Annotated in this window: 27 protein-coding genes; 10 read left to right on the forward strand and 17 right to left on the reverse strand. The window is 68.4% G+C overall.

The window, feature by feature from the left end; translation table 11 throughout:
- The first annotated feature begins 4 nt into the window (after window positions 1-4).
- From IM689_RS06930 to IM689_RS06940, 3 genes are read left to right on the forward strand one after another with little or no spacing between them, the layout of a single operon-like run.
- Complete coding sequence (locus tag IM689_RS06930) at window positions 5-1150, forward strand: acyl-CoA dehydrogenase family protein (RefSeq protein ID WP_193643426.1); 1146 nt, start codon at window positions 5-7, stop codon at window positions 1148-1150.
- Between the two features lie 43 nt (window positions 1151-1193).
- Window positions 1194-2036, forward strand: a complete 843-nt coding sequence (locus IM689_RS06935) for an SDR family oxidoreductase (protein ID WP_193643427.1) — start codon at window positions 1194-1196, stop codon at window positions 2034-2036.
- Between the two features lie 10 nt (window positions 2037-2046).
- Window positions 2047-3651, forward strand: a complete 1605-nt coding sequence (locus tag IM689_RS06940) for a class I adenylate-forming enzyme family protein (RefSeq protein WP_193643428.1) — start codon at window positions 2047-2049, stop codon at window positions 3649-3651.
- Window positions 3652-3712: 61 nt separating this feature from the next.
- On the opposite strand, the gene IM689_RS06945 is transcribed toward IM689_RS06940, so the two are convergent.
- The 3 genes from IM689_RS06945 to IM689_RS06955 all read right to left on the reverse strand — a co-directional run bounded on the left by IM689_RS06945 (window position 3713) and on the right by IM689_RS06955 (window position 5920).
- On the reverse strand, window positions 3713-4390 hold the full coding sequence (locus IM689_RS06945) for an SDR family oxidoreductase (RefSeq protein ID WP_193643429.1): 678 nt from the start codon (window positions 4388-4390) through the stop codon (window positions 3713-3715).
- An 83-nt stretch (window positions 4391-4473) separates the two neighbouring features.
- Window positions 4474-5478: an o-succinylbenzoate synthase gene (locus IM689_RS06950; RefSeq protein WP_193643430.1), complete on the reverse strand. Its 1005-nt coding sequence runs from the start codon at window positions 5476-5478 to the stop codon at window positions 4474-4476.
- 79 nt (window positions 5479-5557) lie between these two features.
- Complete coding sequence (locus IM689_RS06955; RefSeq protein WP_129665039.1) at window positions 5558-5920, reverse strand: TraR/DksA family transcriptional regulator; 363 nt, start codon at window positions 5918-5920, stop codon at window positions 5558-5560.
- A gap of 157 nt (window positions 5921-6077) precedes the next feature.
- Here IM689_RS06955 and IM689_RS06960 point away from each other — a divergent pair, with 157 nt between their 5' ends.
- On the forward strand, window positions 6078-6527 hold the full coding sequence (locus IM689_RS06960) for an SRPBCC family protein (RefSeq protein WP_193643431.1): 450 nt from the start codon (window positions 6078-6080) through the stop codon (window positions 6525-6527).
- A 6-nt stretch (window positions 6528-6533) separates the two neighbouring features.
- Here IM689_RS06960 and IM689_RS06965 read toward each other — a convergent pair whose 3' ends face one another.
- On the reverse strand, window positions 6534-7112 hold the full coding sequence (locus IM689_RS06965; protein WP_193643432.1) for a TetR/AcrR family transcriptional regulator: 579 nt from the start codon (window positions 7110-7112) through the stop codon (window positions 6534-6536).
- 64 nt (window positions 7113-7176) lie between these two features.
- Between IM689_RS06965 and IM689_RS06970 the strand changes: the two genes are divergently transcribed.
- Window positions 7177-7680: a DUF4188 domain-containing protein gene (locus tag IM689_RS06970; protein ID WP_193643433.1), complete on the forward strand. Its 504-nt coding sequence runs from the start codon at window positions 7177-7179 to the stop codon at window positions 7678-7680.
- Window positions 7681-7696: 16 nt separating this feature from the next.
- Window positions 7697-8518 (forward strand): SDR family NAD(P)-dependent oxidoreductase, encoded by an 822-nt coding sequence (locus IM689_RS06975; RefSeq protein WP_193643434.1) that lies wholly within the window; start codon window positions 7697-7699, stop codon window positions 8516-8518.
- A gap of 87 nt (window positions 8519-8605) precedes the next feature.
- Here IM689_RS06975 and IM689_RS06980 read toward each other — a convergent pair whose 3' ends face one another.
- The 5 genes from IM689_RS06980 to IM689_RS07000 form a co-directional block, all read right to left on the reverse strand.
- Window positions 8606-8935: a DMT family transporter gene (locus IM689_RS06980; RefSeq protein ID WP_193643435.1), complete on the reverse strand. Its 330-nt coding sequence runs from the start codon at window positions 8933-8935 to the stop codon at window positions 8606-8608.
- Window positions 8932-9282 (reverse strand): DMT family transporter, encoded by a 351-nt coding sequence (locus IM689_RS06985; protein WP_193643436.1) that lies wholly within the window; start codon window positions 9280-9282, stop codon window positions 8932-8934. Before IM689_RS06985 ends, IM689_RS06980 begins: the two co-directional genes overlap by 4 nt.
- Before the next feature lie 71 nt (window positions 9283-9353).
- Window positions 9354-10313: a 1,4-dihydroxy-2-naphthoyl-CoA synthase gene (locus IM689_RS06990; RefSeq protein ID WP_193643437.1), complete on the reverse strand. Its 960-nt coding sequence runs from the start codon at window positions 10311-10313 to the stop codon at window positions 9354-9356.
- Window positions 10314-10350: 37 nt separating this feature from the next.
- Window positions 10351-11277: an EamA family transporter gene (locus IM689_RS06995; protein WP_227484581.1), complete on the reverse strand. Its 927-nt coding sequence runs from the start codon at window positions 11275-11277 to the stop codon at window positions 10351-10353.
- A gap of 170 nt (window positions 11278-11447) precedes the next feature.
- Entirely contained in the window at window positions 11448-12191 is a 744-nt protein-coding gene (locus IM689_RS07000) for an SDR family NAD(P)-dependent oxidoreductase (RefSeq protein WP_193643438.1), read from the reverse strand.
- 131 nt (window positions 12192-12322) lie between these two features.
- On the opposite strand from IM689_RS07000, the gene IM689_RS07005 reads away from it, so the two are divergent.
- The 3 genes from IM689_RS07005 (at window position 12323) to IM689_RS07015 (ending at window position 14763) form a co-directional block, all read left to right on the forward strand.
- Window positions 12323-12520: a hypothetical protein gene (locus tag IM689_RS07005; protein ID WP_193643439.1), complete on the forward strand. Its 198-nt coding sequence runs from the start codon at window positions 12323-12325 to the stop codon at window positions 12518-12520.
- A gap of 116 nt (window positions 12521-12636) precedes the next feature.
- On the forward strand, window positions 12637-13836 hold the full coding sequence (locus IM689_RS07010; protein ID WP_193643440.1) for an AMP-binding protein: 1200 nt from the start codon (window positions 12637-12639) through the stop codon (window positions 13834-13836).
- A 42-nt stretch (window positions 13837-13878) separates the two neighbouring features.
- A complete protein-coding gene (locus IM689_RS07015) occupies window positions 13879-14763 on the forward strand; it encodes a 1,4-dihydroxy-2-naphthoate polyprenyltransferase (RefSeq protein ID WP_193643441.1) in 885 nt (294 codons plus the stop codon).
- Window positions 14764-14828: 65 nt separating this feature from the next.
- Here IM689_RS07015 and IM689_RS07020 read toward each other — a convergent pair whose 3' ends face one another.
- Both IM689_RS07020 and IM689_RS07025 read right to left on the reverse strand, forming a co-directional pair.
- A complete protein-coding gene (locus IM689_RS07020; RefSeq protein ID WP_193643442.1) occupies window positions 14829-15746 on the reverse strand; it encodes a cation diffusion facilitator family transporter in 918 nt (305 codons plus the stop codon).
- A gap of 1 nt (window position 15747) precedes the next feature.
- Complete coding sequence (locus IM689_RS07025; protein ID WP_193643443.1) at window positions 15748-16131, reverse strand: ArsR/SmtB family transcription factor; 384 nt, start codon at window positions 16129-16131, stop codon at window positions 15748-15750.
- A gap of 74 nt (window positions 16132-16205) precedes the next feature.
- On the opposite strand from IM689_RS07025, the gene IM689_RS07030 reads away from it, so the two are divergent.
- Window positions 16206-16874: a DsbA family protein gene (locus tag IM689_RS07030; protein ID WP_193643444.1), complete on the forward strand. Its 669-nt coding sequence runs from the start codon at window positions 16206-16208 to the stop codon at window positions 16872-16874.
- Between the two features lie 90 nt (window positions 16875-16964).
- Here IM689_RS07030 and IM689_RS07035 read toward each other — a convergent pair whose 3' ends face one another.
- From IM689_RS07035 to IM689_RS07060, 6 genes are read right to left on the reverse strand one after another with little or no spacing between them, the layout of a single operon-like run.
- Window positions 16965-17213 (reverse strand): DUF4229 domain-containing protein, encoded by a 249-nt coding sequence (locus IM689_RS07035; protein ID WP_193643445.1) that lies wholly within the window; start codon window positions 17211-17213, stop codon window positions 16965-16967.
- Window positions 17214-17216: 3 nt separating this feature from the next.
- A complete protein-coding gene (gene ccsB, locus IM689_RS07040; protein ID WP_193643446.1) occupies window positions 17217-18284 on the reverse strand; it encodes a c-type cytochrome biogenesis protein CcsB in 1068 nt (355 codons plus the stop codon).
- A complete protein-coding gene (gene resB / locus IM689_RS07045; protein WP_319803829.1) occupies window positions 18284-19996 on the reverse strand; it encodes a cytochrome c biogenesis protein ResB in 1713 nt (570 codons plus the stop codon). Before resB ends, ccsB begins: the two co-directional genes overlap by 1 nt.
- A complete protein-coding gene (locus IM689_RS07050) occupies window positions 19996-20763 on the reverse strand; it encodes a cytochrome c biogenesis CcdA family protein (RefSeq protein WP_193643448.1) in 768 nt (255 codons plus the stop codon). Before IM689_RS07050 ends, resB begins: the two co-directional genes overlap by 1 nt.
- The gene (locus tag IM689_RS07055; protein ID WP_006944694.1) at window positions 20760-21374 is read right to left on the reverse strand and encodes a TlpA family protein disulfide reductase; all 615 of its coding nucleotides are present in this window, start codon (window positions 21372-21374) and stop codon (window positions 20760-20762) included. Before IM689_RS07055 ends, IM689_RS07050 begins: the two co-directional genes overlap by 4 nt.
- Window positions 21374-22060 carry a histidine phosphatase family protein gene (locus IM689_RS07060; RefSeq protein WP_193643449.1) on the reverse strand — a complete coding sequence of 229 codons (687 nt, stop codon included), beginning with the start codon at window positions 22058-22060 and terminating at the stop codon, window positions 21374-21376. Before IM689_RS07060 ends, IM689_RS07055 begins: the two co-directional genes overlap by 1 nt.
- Between the last annotated feature and the right edge of the window lie 2 nt (window positions 22061-22062).

Here is a 22062-nt window from a genome sequence, read left to right on the forward strand (position 1 = left end):
TGTCATGCGACTCACCAAGGACCACGCCGACTTCCGCTCGTCCGTCCGCCGTTTCGTCGACGACGTCATCAACCCGCACGCCGACGAGTGGGAGGCGGCCGGGCGTTTTCCGGCGCACGACGTGTTCGCCAAGGCCGCCGAGCAGGGGTTGCTCGGTATCGAGTACGACGGGGCCTACGGAGGTCTCGACGCCGACCACAGCTTCCAGATGGTCGCGGCCGAAGAACTCGGCGGCGCCCACGCCGCAGGTGTTCCCCTTGCCATCGGCGTTCAGACGATGATGGCCACCCCTTCCCTCGCGGAGTTCGGCAGCGAGGAACTCAAGCAGCGCTTCCTCGTTCCCGCCATCGCCGGCGAGCACGTCGCCGCCATCGGCGTCACCGAGCCGGACACCGGCTCCGACGTCGCGTCCCTGCGCACGAGCGCCCGCCGAGACGGGGACGATTGGGTGATCAACGGGCGCAAGATGTACATCACCAACGGCGCTCAGGCCGACTGGATCTGCCTGCTCGCGCGGACATCCGACGAGGGCGGCCACCGCGGGATGTCGCAGATCGTCGTGCCCACCGACATCCCAGGTTTCGAGGTCGTCAGCGTGCTGGACAAGCTCGGAAACCGCAGTTCCGACACCACGCTGCTCGCCTTCGACAACGTCCGCGTTCCGATCGAGAACACGATTGGTACACCCGGGCGCGGCTTCCAGCAGCAGATGAAGCAGTTCGTCACCGAGCGCATGTACGGCGTCTACGCGGCCACCGGTCAGTGCGACCGAGCCCTGCGCCTCACCCGCCAGTACCTCCACGAGCGCACGGTTTTCGGCTCCCCCTTGGCCTCCAAGCAGTACGTCGCGTTCCGGTTGACGGAGCTGCAGGCGCAGCTCGAACTCGTGCGCAGTCACAACATGCAGGCCTGCGAGGCGATTCTCGCGGGCGAGGACATCACCCGCGCCGCGACCGTCGGCAAGCTCATGGTCGGCCGTCTCATCCGCGAGGTCGCCGACACATGCCTGCAGTTCCACGGCGGTGGCGGCTACATCGAGGACACGTGGACGGCCCGCTTCTTCCGCGACGCCCGCCTCGTCTCCATCGGCGGTGGAGCCGACGAAGTGATGCTGCAGGTCCTCGCCCGCCAGGACGGCCTGCCGGCCTGAGCCGCCGGCGCACCTCCGCCCCCGTCACCGAAGGAGCAAACCCGTGGGAGCGAACCTGAAGGACCGCACGATCGTCATGTCCGGCGGCAGCCGCGGCATCGGCTTGGCCATCGCTCTGCGCGCAGCGCGTGACGGGGCCAACGTCGTCATGCTCGCCAAGACCGATCAGCCGCACCCCTCGCTCGAGGGGACGGTGCACACGGCTGCCACTGCGGTCGAGGAGGCGGGAGGGCGCGCCCTCGCCGTCGCGGGTGACGTGCGCAACGACGCCGACGTGACCCGCGTCTTCGAGCAGGCGGCCGAACGATTCGGGGGCGTCGACATCGTCGTCAACAACGCGAGCGCCATTGACCTGTCCTTGACGCAAGACCTGCCGATGAAGAAGTACGACCTCATGCAGGACATCAACGCCCGCGGCACGTTCCTCATGGCCAAGACGGCCCTGCCCTACCTCGAGCAATCGGATCGCGCCCACGTCCTGACACTGTCACCGCCGATCAATCTCGCGCCGCGCTGGGCCGGCTCCCACCTGGGCTACGCCATGGCGAAGTACGCCATGAGCCTCGTGACGCTCGGACTGGCCGAGGAGGCACGCGAAGCCGGGATCGCCGTGAACAGTCTCTGGCCGCGCACCACCATCGCCACCGCTGCGGTGCGCAACATCCTCGGCGGTGACGAGGCGATGCGCATCAGCCGCACCCCGCAGATCATGGCCGACGCCGCGCACGTCGTCCTCACCCGCGGGATGGACGCCGGCACAGGCCAATTCCTCATCGACGACGAGGTGCTCGCCTCGGCCGGCATCACCGACCTCTCCCCCTACGGCGGTGAGGCCGAGAGCCTCGCGCTGGATCTGTTCCTCGACCCACCCAGCGTCACAGAGTGAAAGGCTCGCCATGAAACCCGATCTGTCCCTCGTCGACCCTCTCCACCACCACCTGGCCACCCGCGTCAACGTGGGCGACGACCTCGTGCGCACCGCTGCGCTCTTTCCCGATCGGGTTGCGATCGTCGACGGCGACAAGGAAGTCACGTTCCGCACGCTCGTCGAGACCGCTGACCGCCTCGGTCACGGCCTGCGCTCGCTGGGCCTCGAGACGGGCGAGCCCGTCGCCGTCATGGTGACGAACTCCTGGGAGTTCCTCGCAACGTACTTCGCGTGCGCTCGCGCCGGACTCGTCTTCCTGCCACTGAATTACCTGCTCACCACCGCCGACCTCGTGTGGATCCTGAAGGACGCCGGGTGTCACGCACTCGTCAGCGACGCCGCGGTGCTCCCGCGCGCCCGTGAGATCGCCTCCCTCGGTGCCGGCATCACGCACCTCGTGGGGCTCGGAGCGCCGGCCCCCGAGATCGACGGAGTGACGTCGACGACGTGGGAAGGTCTTGTCGAGAACGCGCCCTCGGAACCACTCGAAGTCATCGTTCCCGAACGTGACGCCGTGCAGTGCCTTTACACCTCCGGCACGACGTCCAAGCCCAAGGGCGTTCTGACCAGTCACGTCGCCGTCAGCATCGCGCTGCTGAGCAACGCGCTCGCAACGGACCAGCCGTGGGGCGAGAAGTCGAACGTCATGGCCATCGCGTTGCCGCTCTTCCACGTCACCGCCCTCAACACCCTCGCCATGCCACCGCTGCGGATGGGCGGCACGGTGGTGCTCGCTGGCAAGTCGTTCACTGCGGATGGCATGCTCGATGCCATCGAGAAGCACCACGTCACGCACTTCGCGATGCTGCCGATGATGTTCGCCGCGTGCCTCGCGGAACAGAAGAAGCGTGCCCGTGACCTCTCGAGCGTCCGACGAGCCATCTACGCGATGGCTCCGATGCCCGCGCACATCCTGGCAGCGTCGGACGACCTGTTCCCCAACGCCGACGTGCTGCTCGGCTCCGGTCAGACGGAGGTCGTGCCGGCCACGACGATGCAGTGGCCCGAGCATCGTCACAGCGCAGCGGATTCGTGGGGCCCGCAGGCCCCCACGGTGTTCGCCACGACGATCACCGCAGGCCAGGTCAACGCGCGCAACGAGACGGGCGAGATCGTCTACCGCTCCCCCAACGTCTGCCTCGGGTACTGGAACAACGCTGCCGCGAACGAAGCTGCGTTCGCCGACGGCTACTTCCACTCCGGCGACGTCGGGCACCTCGACGACGACGGCGTCGTCTGGTTCACCGACCGCCTCAAGGACATCATCAAGACCGGCGGCGAGAACGTCTCGTCGCTCAACGTCGAACGCACTCTGATGTCACTCGGCGGTGTCGCCGAGTGCGCCGTCATCGGCGTGCCGCACGCGCGCTGGGGTGAGGCCGTGTGCGCCGTCGTCGTGCCGGACGGCTCGGTGGCCGAGGAGGAACTGCCGGATCGCGTCGTGGCGTACGCCCGCGAGCACCTCGCGCCCTTCGAGGTGCCCAAGCTCGTCAAGGTGACGGGCGACCTGCCGAAGACGGCAACGGGCAAACTGCAGAAGGCCCTCGTGCGCGAGATGGTTCAGCAGGACTGACTCGCGCCACACACCGAAGGCGCCGGACGAATACCGTTCGGCGCCTTCGGCATTGGCCCACTCAGGCGAGCCGCTCGGCCGCCGGCGCCTGGGCGACGGCCTCGGCGATCGGCACGTCACCGTCGGTGAACGGCAGCGCCTTGCCGATCGTGGAGTCGTCGGCGAGCACCGCGGCGATGACGCGGGCCACGTTGGCGCGCGACGCCTTCACGTCGCCGGGCGTCGTCGTGATCTCGATCGAACCGCTCGGCTCGTCCAGCGACAGCGACGTCGGCCCGACGAGCGTCCACTTCAGCGACGTGCCGCGCAGGTGCTCGTCCGCCTCCGCCTTCGCCTGGGCGTAGGTGTGGAAGTCGTTGTCCTCGGGCACCCCGTGATCGAGCGATGCGCCGAGGTAGGACACCATGACGTAGCGCTCGGGCCCGACGGCGGACGCAGCGTCCATCGTGCGGATCGCGGCGTCGCGGTCGACGGCGATGGTGCGCTCCGGGTCACCTCCTCCGGCACCGGCCGACCACACGAGAGCGTCGAAGCCCTGCTCGGTGAAGAGCTCCTTGATCTCCTCGGTGCTGAGGGCGGAGATGTCGGCGACGAGCGCTGTGGCTCCGGTCGCCTCGACGTCGCCCACGTGGTCAGGGTTGCGCACGATGGACGTCACCTCGTGCCCTGCCTCGACGAGCAGCGGTGCGGTGAGCAGTGCGATCTTGCCGTGTCCTCCGACGATTCCGACGTGTGCCACGGGACCTCCTCGGTCGATTGTGTTGGTCCTTCCTGACAACAGCGACGGTTCCGTCTCTATGCCCACGCCGTCAATTCGCTCGCTCAGTGAGCGGCCAGCACCTCGTAGCTCGCGGCGACGCGCTCGCGCCACCACGCCTCGCGCTCGGCGCTCGCCCGGTAGCGCTCGAGGCGTTCTGGGTCGAGCGCACGCGCGTCGTCGATCTGAGCGACTGTGAGGTTGCCACCCACCGGCACGAGCGATCGCTCGACGACGTCGCCGTCGAGCAGGTTGATCGTGCCGAGGCCACACGCGTGCTCGAGCCCCGGAAGTGCGGCCGCGAGCGCCAGGCCCGCCGCCATGCCGGGGCTCGAATCGAGCGCGGAACTGACGACCATGGGCAGGCCAGTCTCCTCCGCGATGCGCAGCGCGCCCGCCACCCCGCCGAGCGGTGCAACCTTGACGATGGCGAGGTCAGCGGCATGGAGTTCGACGACGCGCAGGGGGTCGTCGGCCTTGCGGATGGATTCGTCGGCGGCGATGCGCACGTCGACGCCCGATGCGGCGAGGCTTCGGCGCACGTGCGCCAGGTCATCGACCGGCATGACGGGCTGCTCGACGTATTCGAGGTCGAAGGCCGCGAGCCGCGTGATGGCTGCGACGGCGTCGTCGACGCCCCAGCCGCCGTTCGCGTCGAGGCGCACTCTGCCTTCGGGCCCCAGCCCGTCACGCACCGCGGCGACGCGGGCAACGTCGTCGTCGAGCGCCTGCCCCTTCTCCGCCACCTTGACCTTGGCCGTCGAGCAGCCGTCGAAGCGCGCGAGCACCCGCGGCACGTCGGCCGCCGGGACGGCCGGCACGGTGGCGTTGACGGCGACGACGTCACGCACCGGCTCGGGCCACCCCACGTACGCAGCCTCGAGGGCGGCCGCGAGCCATCGTGATGCCTCGTCCGGCTCGTACTCGAGGAACGGGGCGAACTCCCCCACGCCGCACGGCCCCTCGATGTAGGCGATCTCGCGGTGCTGCACGCCGCGAAAGCGCGTGTTGAGCGGCAGCGAGACGACCTTGAGGCCGTCGAGCAGGTCGGAGAGCGGGGGCAACGCCATGATCAAAGCCTAGGACCAGGTCAGATGCGCGGCCCGTGGAACCCGACGCCCGCTCCAGTGCGAACGTGGCTGCCCGGCGTCATCGGCGCGGGCTCGCGTTCTCCTGCTGCGCGCAGCCGATGCACAGCGTCGCTGTCGGCCGCGCTTCGAGGCGCGCATCGCCGATTGGCCCACCACAGCGGGCACAGGTGCCGTACGCGCCGTCGTCCAGACGCCGCAGGGCCGCCTCGATTTCACGCAGCTGTTCGCGCCCCTCCTGCGCGAGCGACGCGACCTGGGCGCGTGAAACGGCCACGGTCGAGCCCTCCGGATCGTGCTCGTCGTCGAGGTTGCTGTCGCGCACCGACTCGACGATGTCGGCGAAGCTCTCGTCGAGCCCCTTGAGCCGCTGCGTCGTCTCGGCACGTTTGGCGAGCAGCGCGGCGCGTGCATCGAACGTCATCCCGTCAGCGTAGACAGGCGCCGCAGTCGAACCACGTGGGAGGTCGGCCGCCGTCCGGGTGACGTTCTGGTGAACAACGCCTTCGACCGCGTCACGGCGCGTCATACGCATTTAGGTTCTTGTCATCGGGGAACGACCATCTCAGGGAGCAATCGTCATGGAGTTTTCGACAACGCAGGACATTCACGCGGACCTCGCAACGGTCTGGGCCGCACTCGGCGACCCGCAGAACTGGGTGAAGTGGATGGATGACCTCACCGGCGTGAAACCTGAGGACGGTACGACGGCCCCCGGGCCCGGCGCTCGGTACAGCGCCTCCCAGACCTGGTGGCGCTTCGACAATCAGCGCCTCACGATCCACGACTACCAGCCGAACGAGCGCCTCACGTACTCCGCGGAGACCACCGGCGGCGGCGTCACGTTCGAATACCCGCTGCGCCAAGTGGACGAGCGTCGCGTCGCTGTCGACTTCCTGCTGCGCATGGACAGCATCTTCGCCAAGGTGAACGCGTCCATGAGCGGCCCGCTGCTCGAGAAGAAGCTGAACGCCGAAGCCGCACAGCTTCGCGACTACTGCGAAGCGCAGGCGTCGACCCGCACCGCGTGAAGCGCGTCAGCGCACCCACGCGCGTTCGACGGCGTCGAGCATGACGTCGAACGTGCGAGCCGACTCCGCCTTCGGCTGATCGGGCCACAGTTCGAGTTCGAGCGACACGGCGCCGTGCACCGAGCCCCAGATGGCGAGCGCCGCCGCCTGCGGGTCGTCGCCGTGCAGTCGCCCCGCCTCAAACAATCGCGTCACGGTGTCGAGCAGGGGCTCGAATGCCGCCGCTTCGTGCGTCTCGCCGGCGCCGCCTGCGCGGCCGGTGAAGATGACGGCGTACAGGCTCGGATGCTCGATCGCCCATGCCCGGTAGGCGACGCCGAGACGCCTGAAGTCGGTGTGGGCATCCTCGCCCGTGACGGCATTCGCCTGCGCTGTGGCGAACGACAGAGTGGCCTCGTGAACGACGGCTGCGATGACGTCGTCCTTGCCCCCGATGAGTGAGTAGACCGCCGTGGTCGAGACGCCGGAGTCGGCGGCAAGGGAGCGCAACGAGAGTCCCGAGGCGCCCTCCGTCGCGATGACACGGGCAGCGCGTTCGACGATGCGCGCACGGTCGGCGTCGTCGTAGGTCTTGGGTCGAGGCACTTGACGACGGTAACAAAACATCGTTTTATAACAGTGTTACGGAAACCGGCGACCGGAGGCTGCCATGACCATCAACACTGCTCGCACGACGGCGACGACGGACGGCGATGTCACCGTCTTCCTCATCGGCATGCGCTTCAACTCGCTGTGGCGCCCCGACCGTTGGGGGCCTGTCGCCGTCGCGATGCCCCGGATGCTGAACCACCTCGTGCGGGACCCGGACGCCGGTTTGCTCCACCACGAACAGTGGTTCGGGCGCACCACGATCTCGGTGCAATACTGGCGTTCCCCTGAACACCTTCACGCCTTCGCCGCGGACGCCGACGCTCCCCACCTCAAGCCGTGGCGCGACTTCCGCAAGCTCGGGCGCGAGGGACACGTGGGCATCTGGCACGAGACCTACGTGTGCCCGCCCGAGGGGTACGAGTCGGTGTACGTCCACATGCCCGAGTTCGGCCTCGGGAAGGCGCTGGGCACCGTCCCGGTCGGACCGGGCCTGGCAACGGCCCGTCAGCGCCTGGCGCAGACCGGGGCACCTGTGGACGCCGCTGACGGCGAGATCCGATAGGGCTCACACTGGGGGCATGAATCGCGTCGCCGTCGTCACCGGAACCTCCAGCGGTATGGGCCTGCACGCCGCCGTGGCCCTCGCGAAGGCGGGGTGCACCGTCGTCGCGACGGTCCGCTCGAAGGAGCGCGCCGTCGCGCTCGAAGAGGCGGCGGCCGGCGCCGACGTCACACTCGACATCCGTGAACTCGACGTCACCGACCATGCCGCGAACGCCCGTTTCGTCGACGAGGTCGTCGCCGATCACGGCAGCATCGACGTTCTCGTCAACAACGCGGGCCGTGGATGCGTCGGCACCGCCGAGACCCTGCCGATGGAGACCGTGCGCGAGCAGATGGAGACGAACTACTTCTCCGTCGTCGCACTGACGCAGGCCGTCCTCCCGCACATGCGCGAGGCACGACGCGGAACGATCGTCACGGTCACCTCCGTCGGCGGCGTGGTCGGACAGCCGTTCGCCGACGCGTACTGCGCCGCGAAGTTCGCCGTCGAGGGCTTCATGCAGTCGCTCTCGACCGTCGCCGCTCACGTCGGCGTTCGCGTCTCCGTCATCGAGCCGGCTGCCGTGGCAACCCAGTTCGTCGACAACGTGGAGAAGATCGACGGCGGACCGTATCAGGAACAGCTCGACGCCTACCTCGCGCGCACGGCGGGCGCGTTCGCGAACGCGCAGTCGGCGGAGAGCGCCGGCGAGGCGATCGCGGGCGCGGCCCTCGCCGACGAGTACCGCTTCCGGTGGCAGACGAGCGACGCTGCCGCGACGTTCACCGGGGTGTCGCTCGGCGACCTCGACGGCTCGCGGGTTCTCGGTATGACGACGCCCTGGACGCAGGCCTGATCGGCTCGACCGACCCCGCACCGCAGCGAGCGACGATGCCTTCGGGCTCGCCACACTGGCGTTTGTCCCCGCGAGAGGAAAGCCGGCTCAGTGTGCGCCGCTGGCGCCGAGCTCGATGAGCAGCACACCCACGACGATGCAGCCGATGCCGACCCACATCGTCCGGGTGAGAGGCTCGTCGAAGAGCACGCGGCTCGCGAGCGCCGTGAGCGCGACGCCGCAGGCGGCCCACGTTCCGTAGGCGACGCCGAGCGGGACGCCTGCGGCCAACGTCAGGGCGAGCAGGGTGAACGCGGCGAGGTATCCCGCCACCACGGAGGCGTACCAGCGCCGACGCCCGGTGACGGTGGCCTGCCGCAGCGAAAGGGTTGCCGTCACCTCGCAGAGGATGGCGACCGCCAGGTAAGCCCACCTCACGACGCTGCCTCCACCGTGTCGCTCGCCTTGGGGTGCGAGCCGAACTCGACGAGCAGAACACCTGCGATGACGAGGAGCACGCCGAGGCCCATGAGGGGCGTCAGAGGTTCACCGAAGATGGCGGCACTGAGAACGGCGGTGAGTGCGACGCCCGTGGCGCCCCAGATGCCGTAGGCCTTGCCGACGGTCATTCCCGTACGCAGCACGAGGGCGAGCAGAGCGAGTGACGCCGTGTACCCGACGGCGGTGAGGACGTACCAGGCAGGCACATCGACAGCCGCCTTCATGGCAAGCGAACCGGAGACCTCACACGCGACCGCAACGGCCAGCAACCACCATGCTCTCACCGCTCCAATGTCTCACTCGGCGTCGATTTCTCGCTAGTTCGCTTGTCCGACAGGGCAGTACGAAATGCCGATCAGAAGTACCAGGGGAAGCCCGACCAGTCGGGGTCGCGCTTCTCGAGGAACTGGTCGCGCCCCTCGACAGCCTCGTCGGTCATGTACGCGAGGCGCGTGGCTTCGCCGGCGAAGACCTGCTGGCCCATGAGGCCGTCGTCGGAGAGGTTGAACGCGAACTTCAGCATGCGCTGCGCCTGCGGCGACTTGCTCATGATCTCGCGGGCCGCCTGGAGGGCATCCGATTCGAGTTCGTCGTGCGCGCTGACGATGTTGACCGCGCCCATGCGGTGCATGTCGTCGGCCGTGTACGTGCGGCCGAGGAAGAAGATCTCGCGCGCGAACTTCTGGCCCACCATCTTCGCGAGGTACGCGGAGCCGTAGCCGCCGTCGAAGGAACCCACGTCGGCGTCGGTCTGCTTGAAGCGCGCGTGCTCGCGGGAGGCCATCGTCAGGTCGCAGACGACGTGGAGGCTGTGGCCGCCACCGGCTGCCCAACCGTTGACGAGGCAGATGACGACCTTCGGCATCGTGCGGATGAGGCGCTGCACCTCGAGGATGTGAAGACGCCCACCCTCGGCCTTGACGCGTAGTTCGTCGACGCCGGTCGCCGTCTGGTCGCCGTCGTGGTCGGCCGCGTACTGGTAGCCCGAGCGGCCGCGGATGCGCTGGTCGCCGCCCGAACAGAACGCCCACTTGCCGGCGCTGCCGGTGCCCTCCGGGCCGGGGCCGTTGCCGGTGAGGAGGACGACGCCGACGTCCGGCGTGCGACGCGCGTGGTCGAGCACGCGGTACAGCTCGTCCACGGTGTGCGGGCGGAACGCGTTGAGCACCTCAGGGCGGTCGAACGCCACGCGCACGCAGCCGAGTTCGACGCTGCGGTGGTAGGTGATGTCCGTCAGATCCTCGAACCCCTCGACGACCTTCCAGGCCGTGGGGTCGAACGGGTTGCCCGGCTGCTTCTGCGTCTCGTCATTCACGCCGGTCAGCCTATCGGTGCCTCCTCGGCGTGGTGCGTCACGCGTGAACGGACGCCGTCACCTCGTCGGGGGTGTCCTCCGGCGGCGTGATGGTGCTGGCCGAGCGCGACGCAGTGATGGCGGAGCCGGCGCCGGCGATGACGACGAGCGCCACAGCGAGAGCACTGACCATGCCGAAACCCTGATCGAGCAACAGGCACCCGGCGAGCGCCGCGATGACGGGCTCGAGCGCCAGCAGCACCCCGAACACCGCCTTCGGCAAAAGACGCAGCGCAGAGAGTTCCAAGCCGTACGGAATGACCGACGACAGCATGCCGACGCCGAGCGCCAGCATGAAGAAGTGGGTGTCCGTGAGGCCCTCGACAGCCCCGGGAGCACCGAACGGCATGATCGCGAGCGTGCCGATGACGAGTGCCATCGCGAGACCACCCGCACCGTCGAGGAGCGAGCCGACGTGCTCGCTCGCCAGAATGTAGAGGGCCCAGAAGAAACCCGCGCCGAGCACGAACGCGACGCCCACCGGGTCCAGCGAGCCGCCCACGTCGTCGAGACCGAGCATCGCGACGCCGGCGAGGGCGAGGCAGATCCACGCGAAGTCGCGCAGTTTGCGCGAGAGCACCGCCGCGAGACCGAGCGGGCCGAGAAACTCGATGGCCACGGCCGGACCGAGCGGAATGCGCGCAATCGCCTCGTAGAACAGGCCGTTCATGCCGGCCAACGACAGGCCGAACGCGACGACGGCGAACCACTGCCGCTTCGTCCAGGTACGCAGCTTCGGACGGGTGACGAGCAGCAGGAGCATGGCGGCGAAGCCGAGACGCAACGTCGTCACGCCCGCGGCGCCGATCTCCGGGAAGAGCTGGACGGCGAGGCCGGCACCGAACTGCAGCGACGTGCAGGATCCGATGACCATGAGCACGGCGGGGGCTGTGCCGCCCCGGGTGCGCAGACGTGGGGTCGACAACGAGCCACCTCCTGAGAGCGCTTCGGGCCGACGCGTGGACCCAATCAGTCATGAATGCGGCCAACCGATCGGGCCGCATTCACCCACCGTAGAGCCGCGGCATGCCGCGTTGGAAGAGGGGTCCGCCCGCCGAGCAGTTCGGCGGGCGGACCGAGCGCCGGACGCGCCGGTCAGGACGTGCGGAACACCTTGTGCTGGGCCGCCTGAGCGCGCGGGCGCACGACCATCTGGTCGATGTTGACGTGCTCGGGCAGCTCCGCGATGTACGTGACGGCGTCCGCGATGTCCTCCTGCGTCAGGGGCGCCTCGACTCCCGCGTAGACGGCTGCGGCCTTCTCCTCGTCACCGTCGAAGCGCACGAGCGCGAACTCGTCGCTCTTGACCATGCCCGGGTCGATCTCGCACACGCGCACGGGCTTGTCGAACAGTTCGAGGCGCAGCGAACCCATCATGGCGCGCACCGCATGCTTGACGCCGCAGTACCCGCCGCCACCCTCGTACGAGACGAGCCCGGCCGTCGAGCCGATCGTGATGATGACGCCGTGCGCCGCTTCGAGGGCGGGCAGCGTCGTCTGGAGCGTCGAGAGCGTGCCGAGCACGTTGATCTCGTACATGCGACGCCAGTCGTCGAGGTCGGCGCTCGCCACAGGGTCGGTGCCGAACGCTCCCCCGGCGTTCGCGACGAGGACGTCGACGCAGGGCCCGGCCTCGGCGGCGAGACGCTCGACGTCCTCGCGGTTCGTCACGTCGCACTGGACGGCGCGGCCGTCGATCTCGCGAGCGAGCTCCTCGATGCGATCGAGACGACGGGCCGCGCACACGACCTCGTAGCCCTTCGCCGCGAGCGCGCGGGCGCTGGCCCGCCCGATGCCGCTGCTCGCACCCGTCACCACTGCCACCTTGCGATTCGTCATGGGCTCATTGTGTCGCGTGGTCTCCACAATGAGCGCTCAGGTCCGCGGTGGAGGGCTGCAGATGAGTACGGTCAGAACTGTGCGCCGCGCGATCCTCCGCAGGCGATGAACTCAACGCCTGAAGGGGAGCCATGGTCCGTATCGGAGTCGCCGTCATCGTCGTCGGCCTGTGCCTGTGGGGGCTCGGCGAGTACAGCAACCGCAACGACGAGGTGATCGGGGCGAACATCGGCGCCGGCCTGATGATCCTCGCGAGTTGGGCCGTCATCGCGATCGGAGCGGTCATCACGCTCATCGGCGCGCTGCGTCAGGCCCGACGACGAGGCTGACCCGCCATCGTTGGTGACGGTTGGGGTTCTTGGTGACGGTCAAGCGTCACCAAGAACCCCAACCGTCACCATGTACCCTGCGCGGCTCGCCGACCGGCGTGACTAGGGTGAAGGACATGCCCGAGCTCGTTCCGTTCCCCGTCGACCGCGCCGACATCACCGGCTACTACGAGGCCCTCGCCGCCGCCCTCGATGGCGCGGGACCGGCGCTCGCGCCGTACGAGGCGGGCACCCCGGCACCCGAGTTCGACGCCGCCGCACTCGCCGCCGCACCGGACGACCTCGCCCTCGTCGTCGCGACGAGCGGCTCCACCGGTACCCCCAAACGCGCGATGCTGACGCGCGGCGCTCTCGTCGCGAGTGCTACCGCCACCCATGACCGCATCGGCGCCGGGACGTGGCTTCTGCCGCTGCCGCCCCACCACATCGCCGGCACCCAGGTGATCGTCCGCTCCATCGTCTCCGGCACGACGCCCACCGTCCTCGACGCCTGGAGCCTCGAGGGCTTTACGAAGGCGACCGGCCTCGTCGCCCGAAACGCTCCCCCGTTCTCGCCGATCCACACGAGCCTCGTGCCCACCCAGTTGCGCGACCTGCTCGACGGTGACGACGAAACACACACGCGCGCCCTCGCCGCGGCCCGGCGGTACCGCAGCATCCTCGTCGGCGGCTCCGCCACACCCCGCGCCTTGCTGGAGCGGGCCCGTGAGGGGGGCCTCTCCGTCGTCACGACGTACGGCTCGAGCGAGACCTCCGGCGGTTGCGTCTACGACGGCACCCCGCTGGACGGCGTCGGCGTACGCGTCATCGAGCCCGACGACGACGGTGTCGGTCGCATCGCCCTCACGGGCCCGACGCTCGCCTCCGGTTACCTCGGAGACCCCGAGCGCTCCGGCGCCACGTTCGTCGACGAGGCCGGCGCACGTCACTTCCTCACCGACGACCTCGGCAGCTTCGACGGCACCCTCGCCATCACCGGACGCATCGACGACGTCATCACGACCGGTGGCTACAAGGTGAGCCCGCGCGTCGTCGAGGAAGCCGTCCAACGCGTTCCCGGAGTGCGCGACGCCGTCGCCGTCGCCCGCCCGCACGAGCGCTGGGGCCAGACCGTCGCTGTGGCAATCGTCACGGACGCGGCCGTCGATGCAACCGAGGGACTCTCCGAACGTCTGCTCATCGAGTGCCGAAAGTCGTTGCCGCCCTATGCGGTTCCACGATTGGTTCGCTACGAGGAGGCCCTGCCGCTGACGGGCGTGGGCAAGCCGGATCGCGCGTTCGTCGCTCGCCATGACCAGTGGCAGAATTTGCGCTAGCACTTCTGCTTCCTTGCCGATACGACGGAGAAAAAGACACGGATGGCCACGCTCAACCAATGGGTCGAAGGCGCACGCCCCCGCACCCTGCCCGCCGCCGTTGCACCGGTCGCCGTGGGCACCGGCGCCGCGTACGCGCTGGACCGGGGCAACGCCGGCTTCGCACTGCTCGCGCTGTTCGTGGCGCTCTTCCTCCAGATCGGCGTCAACTACGCCAACGACTACTCCGACGGCATCCGCGGCACCGACGAGGACCGTGTGGGGCCCGTTCGACTCGTCGGTCAGGGCCTCGCGAACCCGTCCAACGTGAAGCTCGCCGCGTTCGCCAGTTTCTTCGTGGCCGCCTTCGTCGGTCTCGCGCTCATCACGCTGGCCAACACCCCGTGGCTGCTGCTCGTCGGGGTTGCCGCCATCATCGCCGCGTGGAAGTACACCGGCGGTAAGAACCCGTACGGCTACCAGGGCCTCGGCGAGGTCTTCGTCTTCATCTTCTTCGGCCTCGTCGCAGTGCTCGGCACCACGTACACCCAGGCCAAGGAGATCTCCGTTCCGGCGATCGCCGGCGCTGTCGGCGTCGGTGCCATCGCCTGCGCGATCCTCGTGACGAACAACCTGCGCGACATCCCCTCGGACTCCGAGGTCGGTAAGAACACTCTCGCCGTCCGGCTCGGCGACCGCGCGACGCGCATCTTCTACGCCGCCCTGGTGGCTGTCGCGGCCCTCGCCGTGGGCGTCTGCGCCGTCTACCACCTGCCCGCCGCCGCCGGTTTCGTGTCCCTCGTCCTCGCGGTGCCGCCACTGCGTCGTGTTCTCGGCGGGGCCACGGGCCGCGACCTCGTACCCGCCCTCGCCGGCACCGGACGTTTCCAGCTCGCCTACGGCATCCTGCTCGGCGGGGGCCTCCTCGCCGCGCACTTCATGAGCTGAGAATCTCGACAACACGCACGAACGCCCGCTTCCTCATGGGAGCGGGCGTTCGTCGTCTGTCCAGGTCACCAGTCGGTGGCCTCGCAGTGCTTCGTGTCCGTTTCCACCTGCAGCGTGGCGTGCTCGACGCCGAACTCCTCACGCAGCAGCACGCTGGCCTCACGCAGCGTCGCGTCGTGCGCTGCAGAGGTACGCGCGACCAAGTGGGCCGTCGCCACGTTCATGCCGCTCGTGAGCTGCCAGACGTGCAGGTCGTGCACGTCCTCGACCGAATCGAGCTCCATGAGAGCGGCGAGCATCTCCCGCGGCTCGACGTCGGCCGGGGCGTGCTGACCGAGCACGGCGAGCACCTCGCGCCCGAGTATCACCGCACGAACGGCGACGAAGGCCGCGATGGCCAACGCGATCACGGTGTCCCACCACGTCGCCCCGGTGAAGCGAACGAGAAGCGCTGCGACGATGACACCGACGGAGCCGAGCCCGTCGGCGAGAACCTCGAGGTAAGCGCCGCGAACGTTGAGGCTCTCGCTGGCCCCTGCACGCAGCAGCACGAGGCTGATGGCGTTGATGACGAGCCCGATCACACCGACGACAAGCATGACGCCGGACGCGGGCTCCCCCGGCGCACCGAAGCGTCCGATCGCCTCGACGGCGATGTACACCGACACCCCGAGCATGACGAGGACGGCGAACCCGGAGGCGAAGACCTCGGCGCGGTAGGAACCGAACGTCCGCTGCCCTGTCGTGTCCTGCCGTGTTGCGATGCGGGTGGCCACGAGAGCCGCACCGAGCGTCACGACGTCGGCCGCCATGTGGCCGGCGTCGCTGATGAGTGCGAGCGAATTCGACATAAGACCGGCGACGAGTTCGACGACGAAGAACGCGAGGACCAACCCGAAGGAGACGGCCAGGCGCCACCGATGGCGTCCGGCCGCGGAGCCCCCTGCGGCGATCGTGGGGCCGTGCGAGTGACCGTGGCCCACGTCAGGCCTCGCTCGCGTCGTGGTCGATGTGGGCGCGGGTGACGTCGAGCAGCATCCGCACGTGCCCGTCGGAGATGCGGTAGAACACGGTGCGGCCCGCCCTGCGCCTCACGACAACCCCGGCCGATCGCATGAGTCGCAGCGCCTGCGAGACCGTCGTCTCCGCGACCTGCGTCGCCTCGGCGAGGTCGCAGACGCACAGTTCACCCGCATCGAGCAAGGTGTACAGCAGGCGCGCACGCGTGGGGTCGCCCAGCACCTTGAAGATGCCGCTGATCTCCTCGATCACCTCGTCCGGCGGAAGTGCCTCCCGCGCCAGGGCGACCTTGCACGTGCTGGCCGCCCCGGGGGCGCACGCATCGAGCGGTTCGACAGTCGGCGACACGAGGACTCCTCAACATCTGAACGAATGATCAGGTGTTAGCGTAATTCCCGACGCCCACACCTTCAAGGAAGATCATGAAGAAGCCGGCTGTCGCCATCGCCCTCGTCGCCGTTCTCGTTGCCGCTGTCGTCGGATCCCTGAGCCTCCTCAACCGCTCGCCGAAGCAAAGTACGGGCACCTCCACATCCACCGCTTCCTCAAAGGCCCCGCCGTCCGCCGACGTCGTTGCCACTGACAGCCACCGCCTGCAGAAGTCTCCTGACGGCTCCCCCGTCCTCGTCGAGTTCCTCGACTTCGAGTGCGAGGGGTGCCGCGAGGCCTACTCGTTCGTCGAACAGTTGCGCGAGGACTACAAGGGCAAGGTCACCTTCGTCATTCGCTACTTCCCGATGCCGGGTCACAGGAACGCCATGAACGCTGCGCTCGCCGTCGAAGCCGCCGCGCAACAGGGCAAGCTGCAGCAGATGTACTCCACGATGTACGAGCGTCAGGCGCAATGGGGTGAGAAGCAGACCTCGCAGGCGGCGGTCTTCCGCGGCTATGCAAAGGAACTCGGCCTCGACATGGCCGCCTATGACAAGGCTGTTGCCGGGCCCTCGACGAAGGCTCGTGTGCAGAAGGACCGCCAGGCGGGAGTGAAGGCCGGCGTCGACGGCACGCCCACGTTCTTCCTCGACGGCCGGCGCGTCAGCGTCGATTCGACCGAGGCCTTCCGCTCGCTCATCGATGACGCACTGAAGTGATGAACGGACGCGTCGCAGCGCGCCGGAACTGACGAAGGCGCCCCCTGGTTCGTACAGAACCAGGGGGCGCCTTCGCCAGTTGAGGGAGGATCACTCGTCGTCGTTGTCCTCGGCCTCGCGCAGTTCCTTGGAGCGCTCGCGGCGACGCTCGACGCGGCTCTCCACGACGTCGACCGTCTCCTGACGGAAATGGTTGAGCGCGAAGAAGCTGATGACCGTCGAGGCGATGGCCGCCACGATGAGCAGCAGGAAACCACGGAGCCCGACGAGCCAGCCGACGCTGAGGCAGCCGAAGAAGACGAGGAGGCGCAGGACGGTGTAGCGCGCGACAGGTGCCATGGATCAGAGCCCCGAGTAGGAGTGCTGGCCGACGAAGTACACGTTGACGACGCCGTAGTTGATGAGGATGCAGGCGAAGCCGATGATGACGACGACGGCGGCCCTGCGACCGCTCCACCCGGCCGTCACACGGCTGTGCAGGTAGGCCGCGTACACGATGAAGATGACGAGGGACCACACTTCCTTCGGGTCCCAGTTCCAGTAGGTGCCCCAGGCCTCCTGGGCCCAGATGGCGCCGGCGAGGATCGTGAACATCCACAGCGGGAACGCGATGATGTGCACGCCGTACGCGAGACGGTCGAGGGTCTTGGAATCCGGCAGGGCCTTGAGGAAGCCGCCCGTCTTGCCCTTCTCCTCACGGTTGAGCTGCGCGAGGTAGAGGCAGGTGATGACGAAGCCGATGGTGAACAGACCGATCGACAGCGTTGCCACCGTCACGTGGATCGACAGCCAGTACGACTGCAGCGACGGCATGAGCTTGCTCGCCTCGGTGTAGTACACGAGGGCCGCGAGCATGATGAAGAGGACGGCGGGGAGCGTGACGAACGCACCGAGCCAGCGCACGTCCTTGCGCAGGCTCCAGCCGAGGAAGCACACGAGCAGGAATGCGGTGCCGACGAGGTCGAACTCGTACATGTTGCCCAGCGGCGGGCGACCGACGGCGAATCCGCGCAGCGCGATGCCGAGGACGAGCGCCGCCGTTCCGAGCCACGTCAGGGCCATGCCCGTGCCGGCCCACTTGCGCGGTGCCGGGTCGGCAGGAAGATCGCTCCCGCCGTCGCCGTCGAGGTCACGCTTGGAGGAGTGGGTCTCGGTACGCTCGAGGACGGCCGTGGCGCCGCCCGCCGACTTCTCCCTGCTCGAGGTCGTGGATGCACCCTCAGCGGCGTCCTCGTCCCCGGTGTGGGCAGCGGCTTCGCCGGTACGCTCCTTGCGGCCCGGGGTCTGTGCCAGGTCGACACAGAACGCCAGCATGGCCAACGTCAGGACGAGCCCGGAGGCGTAGACGGCGTACGTTGAGTTCTGGGCGAGGGCGCTGTTGGCCTCGTCGATGAGGGCGAAAGCGGACATCATGCCTTACCTGTCGTTCCGGTCGTGACGGCGCGAGCCTGGATGCGTTCGAAGATTTCGTCGACCGCGAGAGCGAGCCTGGGGTCCTCGCCCTTGGCGAGGCCACCGATCTCCACCACTGTACGCGGTGCGCCCGAACCGTCTGCGTCCGAGGCCGGGCGCACCCGGACGAAGACGCGGCGGCGGCGAATCATGAGCGACAGCACGAGGCCTGCGAGGGCCGTGACGGAGAAGATGAGAGCGGGCAGCTTGCCCGGGTCGTGCCGGATCGAGAGACCCGCCCAACGCGGCACCGACTCGAAGGTGACCGAACCCATGTTGTTCGGCAGCTTCACCGTCTGACCGAGTGCGATCTGCAGACGAAGGGGCTGGCCCTTCTCGTCCTTGACCTGCGTCATCTTCTCGGTGTCGAGGCTGAAGACCGACTGCGGGCGGCCGTTCGGGTAGAGGTCACCCTTGTAGACGCCGAGGTAGAGCGCGGGAGCCTTCGCGTCCGGGAAGGCCGAGCTCGGGCCCTTGTTCGGGTCGACGTAGGCCGTGGGCAGGAAGAAGCCGAACAGACCCACCTGGTCCGGCGAGGCCCCGGGGATCTTGAACGCGCCCGTCGACTTGTACTGGTTGTCGACGGCGAGGAACGGCGTCGACTGGTCGTACAGGACGTTGCCCTTTGCGTCCTTGTACGTGATCTTCGGCGCGTAGCCGTTACCCAGGAGGTAGACCTCGCCGCCGCCGACCTTGAGCGGGTGGTTGACGCGGATCTGGTCCTGCTGCCACTTCGCCTCCGGCGACTCCTTGAAGTGGACGTCCGCGGTGAAGTCACGCGGCTGCCCCCACTGCGGGCTCGTGGGGTCGACCTTGTCCTCGAAGATGACCTTGAGGCTGTCCATCTTCAGCGACCAGTCGGGCAGATCCTCCTCGAGGTCGACCCAGGGGCCGAGCTTGAGGGTGTCGTAGCGGGTCATCGTCGAGGTGAACCCACTCTGGTCGGGCACGATGACGTCGCCGCGCCAACCCCACACGTGGCCACCGGCAACGGCGACGATGATGCCGACGAGGCTGAGGTGGAACAGCAGGTTGCCGGTCTCACGCAGCATGCCGCCCTCGGAGGCAACCTCGAGGTCGCCCGTGTCCTTGCGGATCTTGAAGCGCTTGCGTCGGAGAACCTCGCGCGCGGCCTGCGCGACGGCCTGGGGGCTGGCGTCGAGCGTCTCGTTGCGGTGAGCCGGCAGGCGCTTGATGTTGCGCGGCATCTTCGGCGGCCCGGAACGCATCGCCTTCCAGTGCACCTTGGTGCGCGGGATGATGCAGCCGATGAGCGAGACGGCGAGCAACAGGTAGATCGCGGCGAACCACGGCGTGCTGTAGACGTTGAACATCCCGAGGCGATCGAGCCACGGGAACAGGTCGGGGTGGTCCTGCTCGTACTGGGTGACGCGGGTGGCGTCGATCGAGCGCTGCGGGAAGATCGAGCCCGGCACGGCCGCGATGGCCACGAGCAGCAGCAGGAATAGCGCCGTGCGCATCGTCGTCAGCTGGCGCCAGAACCAGCGCAGCATGCCGAGGACACCGATGCTCGCGCCGGCCTTGCCCGACGTGCCGGACTTGCCACCGGCCTTCGCGCCGCCTCGCGGCGACTTCTTGGCGGCTGCGCCCTTCGCTGCGTCGTCGCTGGTCTCGGGCCCGTTGTTGCCCGGGGCCTTCTTGGCTGCCACTAGATCACCGTTTCGAACTGGTTGACGAGGTTGGACTGGACGAGGGCCATGAGTTCCTCCCATAGCCCGCTCACCATGAGCAGGCCCATGGCGATCATGAGAGTGCCGCCGACGATCTGGATCGGACGGTGGTGGTCACGAAGCCACTTCGACGCCTTCTCGGCACGGCTCCACCCAGCGGCGATGAGGATGAACGGCAGGCCCATGCCGAGCGCGTAACAGACGGTGAGGAACAGAGCCCTCCCCTGGCTGTCCGCGTTGAGGGACGTATTGGCCGCCACCAGCGTGCCGAGAACCGGCGAGATGCAGGGAGCCATCCCGAGACCGAACGCGGCACCGAGCAACGGTGCCCCGACGAGGCCCGCGGCCGGGCGCCAGCGCACCGTGAAGCCTCGCTGGCCCACGACGCCGAGGAACATGAGCCCCATGAGGATGACGACGACGCCGCCGATGCGCGTGAGCAGACTGCGGTGAGCTCCGACCGTGTCGTAGACGAGGCTGACGGCGGCCTGGATGCCGACGAAGACGACGGAGAATCCGAGCACGAACAGGCACGCGCCGAGCACGAGTCGGGTGCGTCGCTTCTCGTCCGTCAAGCCCGTGACGTAGGCGAGGAAGCCCGGCACGAGCGGCAGCACACACGGCGACGCGAATGAGACGACCCCCGCGAGCGCAGCGAAGAAGATCGCGAGCGGCAACGCGCCGTTCGCGACGATCTGTTCGGGGGAACTCGTCAGGTGAGCGAGCGCCGCAACGCCGGAGCTCAAGCCTTCTCCGCAAGCACCTTGTCGACCATGTTCCGCACCGTGGTCTCGGTGGTGGAACCGGAGACGCGTGCCGCGATGCGCCCCTGCTTGTCGAGCACGAGCGTCGTCGGCGTGGCCACGACCTTGCGCTGCAGACCCTGCAGGTTCTGCCCGTCGTCGTTCTTCAGCGACGGGTAGGTGGCGCCCCACTTCTTGAGCGTGGACTTGGCGACGGCGTCGGAGTCACGCTGGTCGAGGCCCATGAACACGACGGGCTTGTTCGCGTTGTCGTAGTTCTTCCACGCCTTCTCGAGGTGCGGCGTCTCGGCCTGACACGGGCCGCACCACGCACCCCACACGTTGAGGACGACGACCTTGCCGCGCTCGGACTCCACGTTCCACTTCTTGCCGTCCAGCGTCTCGCCGGTGAGCTTCACGGGCTCGGCACGCTTGGCGGCCGCAAGTTCTTCGACGGAACCGTCACCGGCCACATAGCCCTTGTTGTCTCCGGCTTGGGCCTGCTTGCTGATGCTGTCGTTCTGCTCGCTACCGCACGCACTCAGACCGAGGGTGACGGCAAGGGCGAGCGACGTCGCTGCGGTTGCCTTGAGCGATCGGGCACGGCGCGCCATCAGGCACCCACCGACTGTGTCGAGTTGGGCAGCAGGCGACCCGCGGGCTCGGCGTACTGGACGCCGGTGATCTCGTCACCGGTGAACTCGATCGTCGTGACCGACGCGAGCGTGCACTCACGCGATCGCGGGTCGTGCCACAGGCGCTTGCCCTCGGCGAAGCGACGGGCCGTCCACACGGGCAGCTGGTGGCTGACGACGGCGGCCTCGTGTCCGGCCGCGGCGTCACGGGCGTCGAGGATGGCGGTGTACATGCGCTCGGCGATCTCCTGGTACGGCTCTCCCCAGCTCGGCCGCAGCGGGTTGACGAGCTTCGGCCAGAAGCGGGGCTGGAGCAGTTGCTTGGGGTTCGATCCAACGGTCAGGCCCTCGAAATCGTTCCCGGCTTCGATGACGCGCGGGTCGAGGACGACGGGCAGATCGAGCTTCTCGGCGAGCGGCGCGGCCGTCTCCTGCGCACGCTCGAGCGGCGAGCTGACGAGGTAGGTGATGTCGCGCGGAGCGAGCCACTGGCTCGTCAGTTCGGCCATCTCACGGCCGAGCTCGGAGAGGTGGTAGCCGTCGAGGCGCCCGTAGAGCACCCTCTTCGGGTTGAACACCTCGCCGTGACGCACGAGGTGCACCAGCGTCTTCGTCGTGGGGGTGGGAGCCTCGGTCGACGGGGAAAGCGGGACGTCGTTCGTCATGG

The organism is Dermacoccus barathri (assembly GCF_015070805.1).
GTDB lineage: Bacteria > Actinomycetota > Actinomycetes > Actinomycetales > Dermatophilaceae > Dermacoccus > Dermacoccus abyssi.

Excerpts from the sequence above, each read along its gene's own strand:
- ccsB (WP_193643446.1), bottom strand. The coding sequence starts at position 18,284 with ATGTCCGCTTTCGCCCTCATCGACGAGGCCAACAGCGCCCTCGCCCAG.
- IM689_RS07010 (WP_193643440.1), top strand. The coding sequence starts at position 12,637 with ATGCCCGAGCTCGTTCCGTTCCCCGTCGACCGCGCCGACATCACCGGC.
- IM689_RS07055 (WP_006944694.1), bottom strand. The coding sequence starts at position 21,374 with ATGGCGCGCCGTGCCCGATCGCTCAAGGCAACCGCAGCGACGTCGCTC.
- IM689_RS06955 (WP_129665039.1), bottom strand. The coding sequence starts at position 5,920 with ATGACGTTCGATGCACGCGCCGCGCTGCTCGCCAAACGTGCCGAGACG.
- IM689_RS06940 (WP_193643428.1), top strand. The coding sequence starts at position 2,047 with ATGAAACCCGATCTGTCCCTCGTCGACCCTCTCCACCACCACCTGGCC.
- IM689_RS07030 (WP_193643444.1), top strand. The coding sequence starts at position 16,206 with ATGAAGAAGCCGGCTGTCGCCATCGCCCTCGTCGCCGTTCTCGTTGCC.
- IM689_RS07015 (WP_193643441.1), top strand. The coding sequence starts at position 13,879 with ATGGCCACGCTCAACCAATGGGTCGAAGGCGCACGCCCCCGCACCCTG.
- IM689_RS07060 (WP_193643449.1), bottom strand. The coding sequence starts at position 22,060 with ATGACGAACGACGTCCCGCTTTCCCCGTCGACCGAGGCTCCCACCCCC.
- IM689_RS07005 (WP_193643439.1), top strand. The coding sequence starts at position 12,323 with ATGGTCCGTATCGGAGTCGCCGTCATCGTCGTCGGCCTGTGCCTGTGG.
- IM689_RS06970 (WP_193643433.1), top strand. The coding sequence starts at position 7,177 with ATGACCATCAACACTGCTCGCACGACGGCGACGACGGACGGCGATGTC.
- IM689_RS06975 (WP_193643434.1), top strand. The coding sequence starts at position 7,697 with ATGAATCGCGTCGCCGTCGTCACCGGAACCTCCAGCGGTATGGGCCTG.
- IM689_RS06930 (WP_193643426.1), top strand. The coding sequence starts at position 5 with ATGCGACTCACCAAGGACCACGCCGACTTCCGCTCGTCCGTCCGCCGT.
- IM689_RS06950 (WP_193643430.1), bottom strand. The coding sequence starts at position 5,478 with ATGGCGTTGCCCCCGCTCTCCGACCTGCTCGACGGCCTCAAGGTCGTC.
- IM689_RS07035 (WP_193643445.1), bottom strand. The coding sequence starts at position 17,213 with ATGGCACCTGTCGCGCGCTACACCGTCCTGCGCCTCCTCGTCTTCTTC.
- IM689_RS06960 (WP_193643431.1), top strand. The coding sequence starts at position 6,078 with ATGGAGTTTTCGACAACGCAGGACATTCACGCGGACCTCGCAACGGTC.
- IM689_RS07000 (WP_193643438.1), bottom strand. The coding sequence starts at position 12,191 with ATGACGAATCGCAAGGTGGCAGTGGTGACGGGTGCGAGCAGCGGCATC.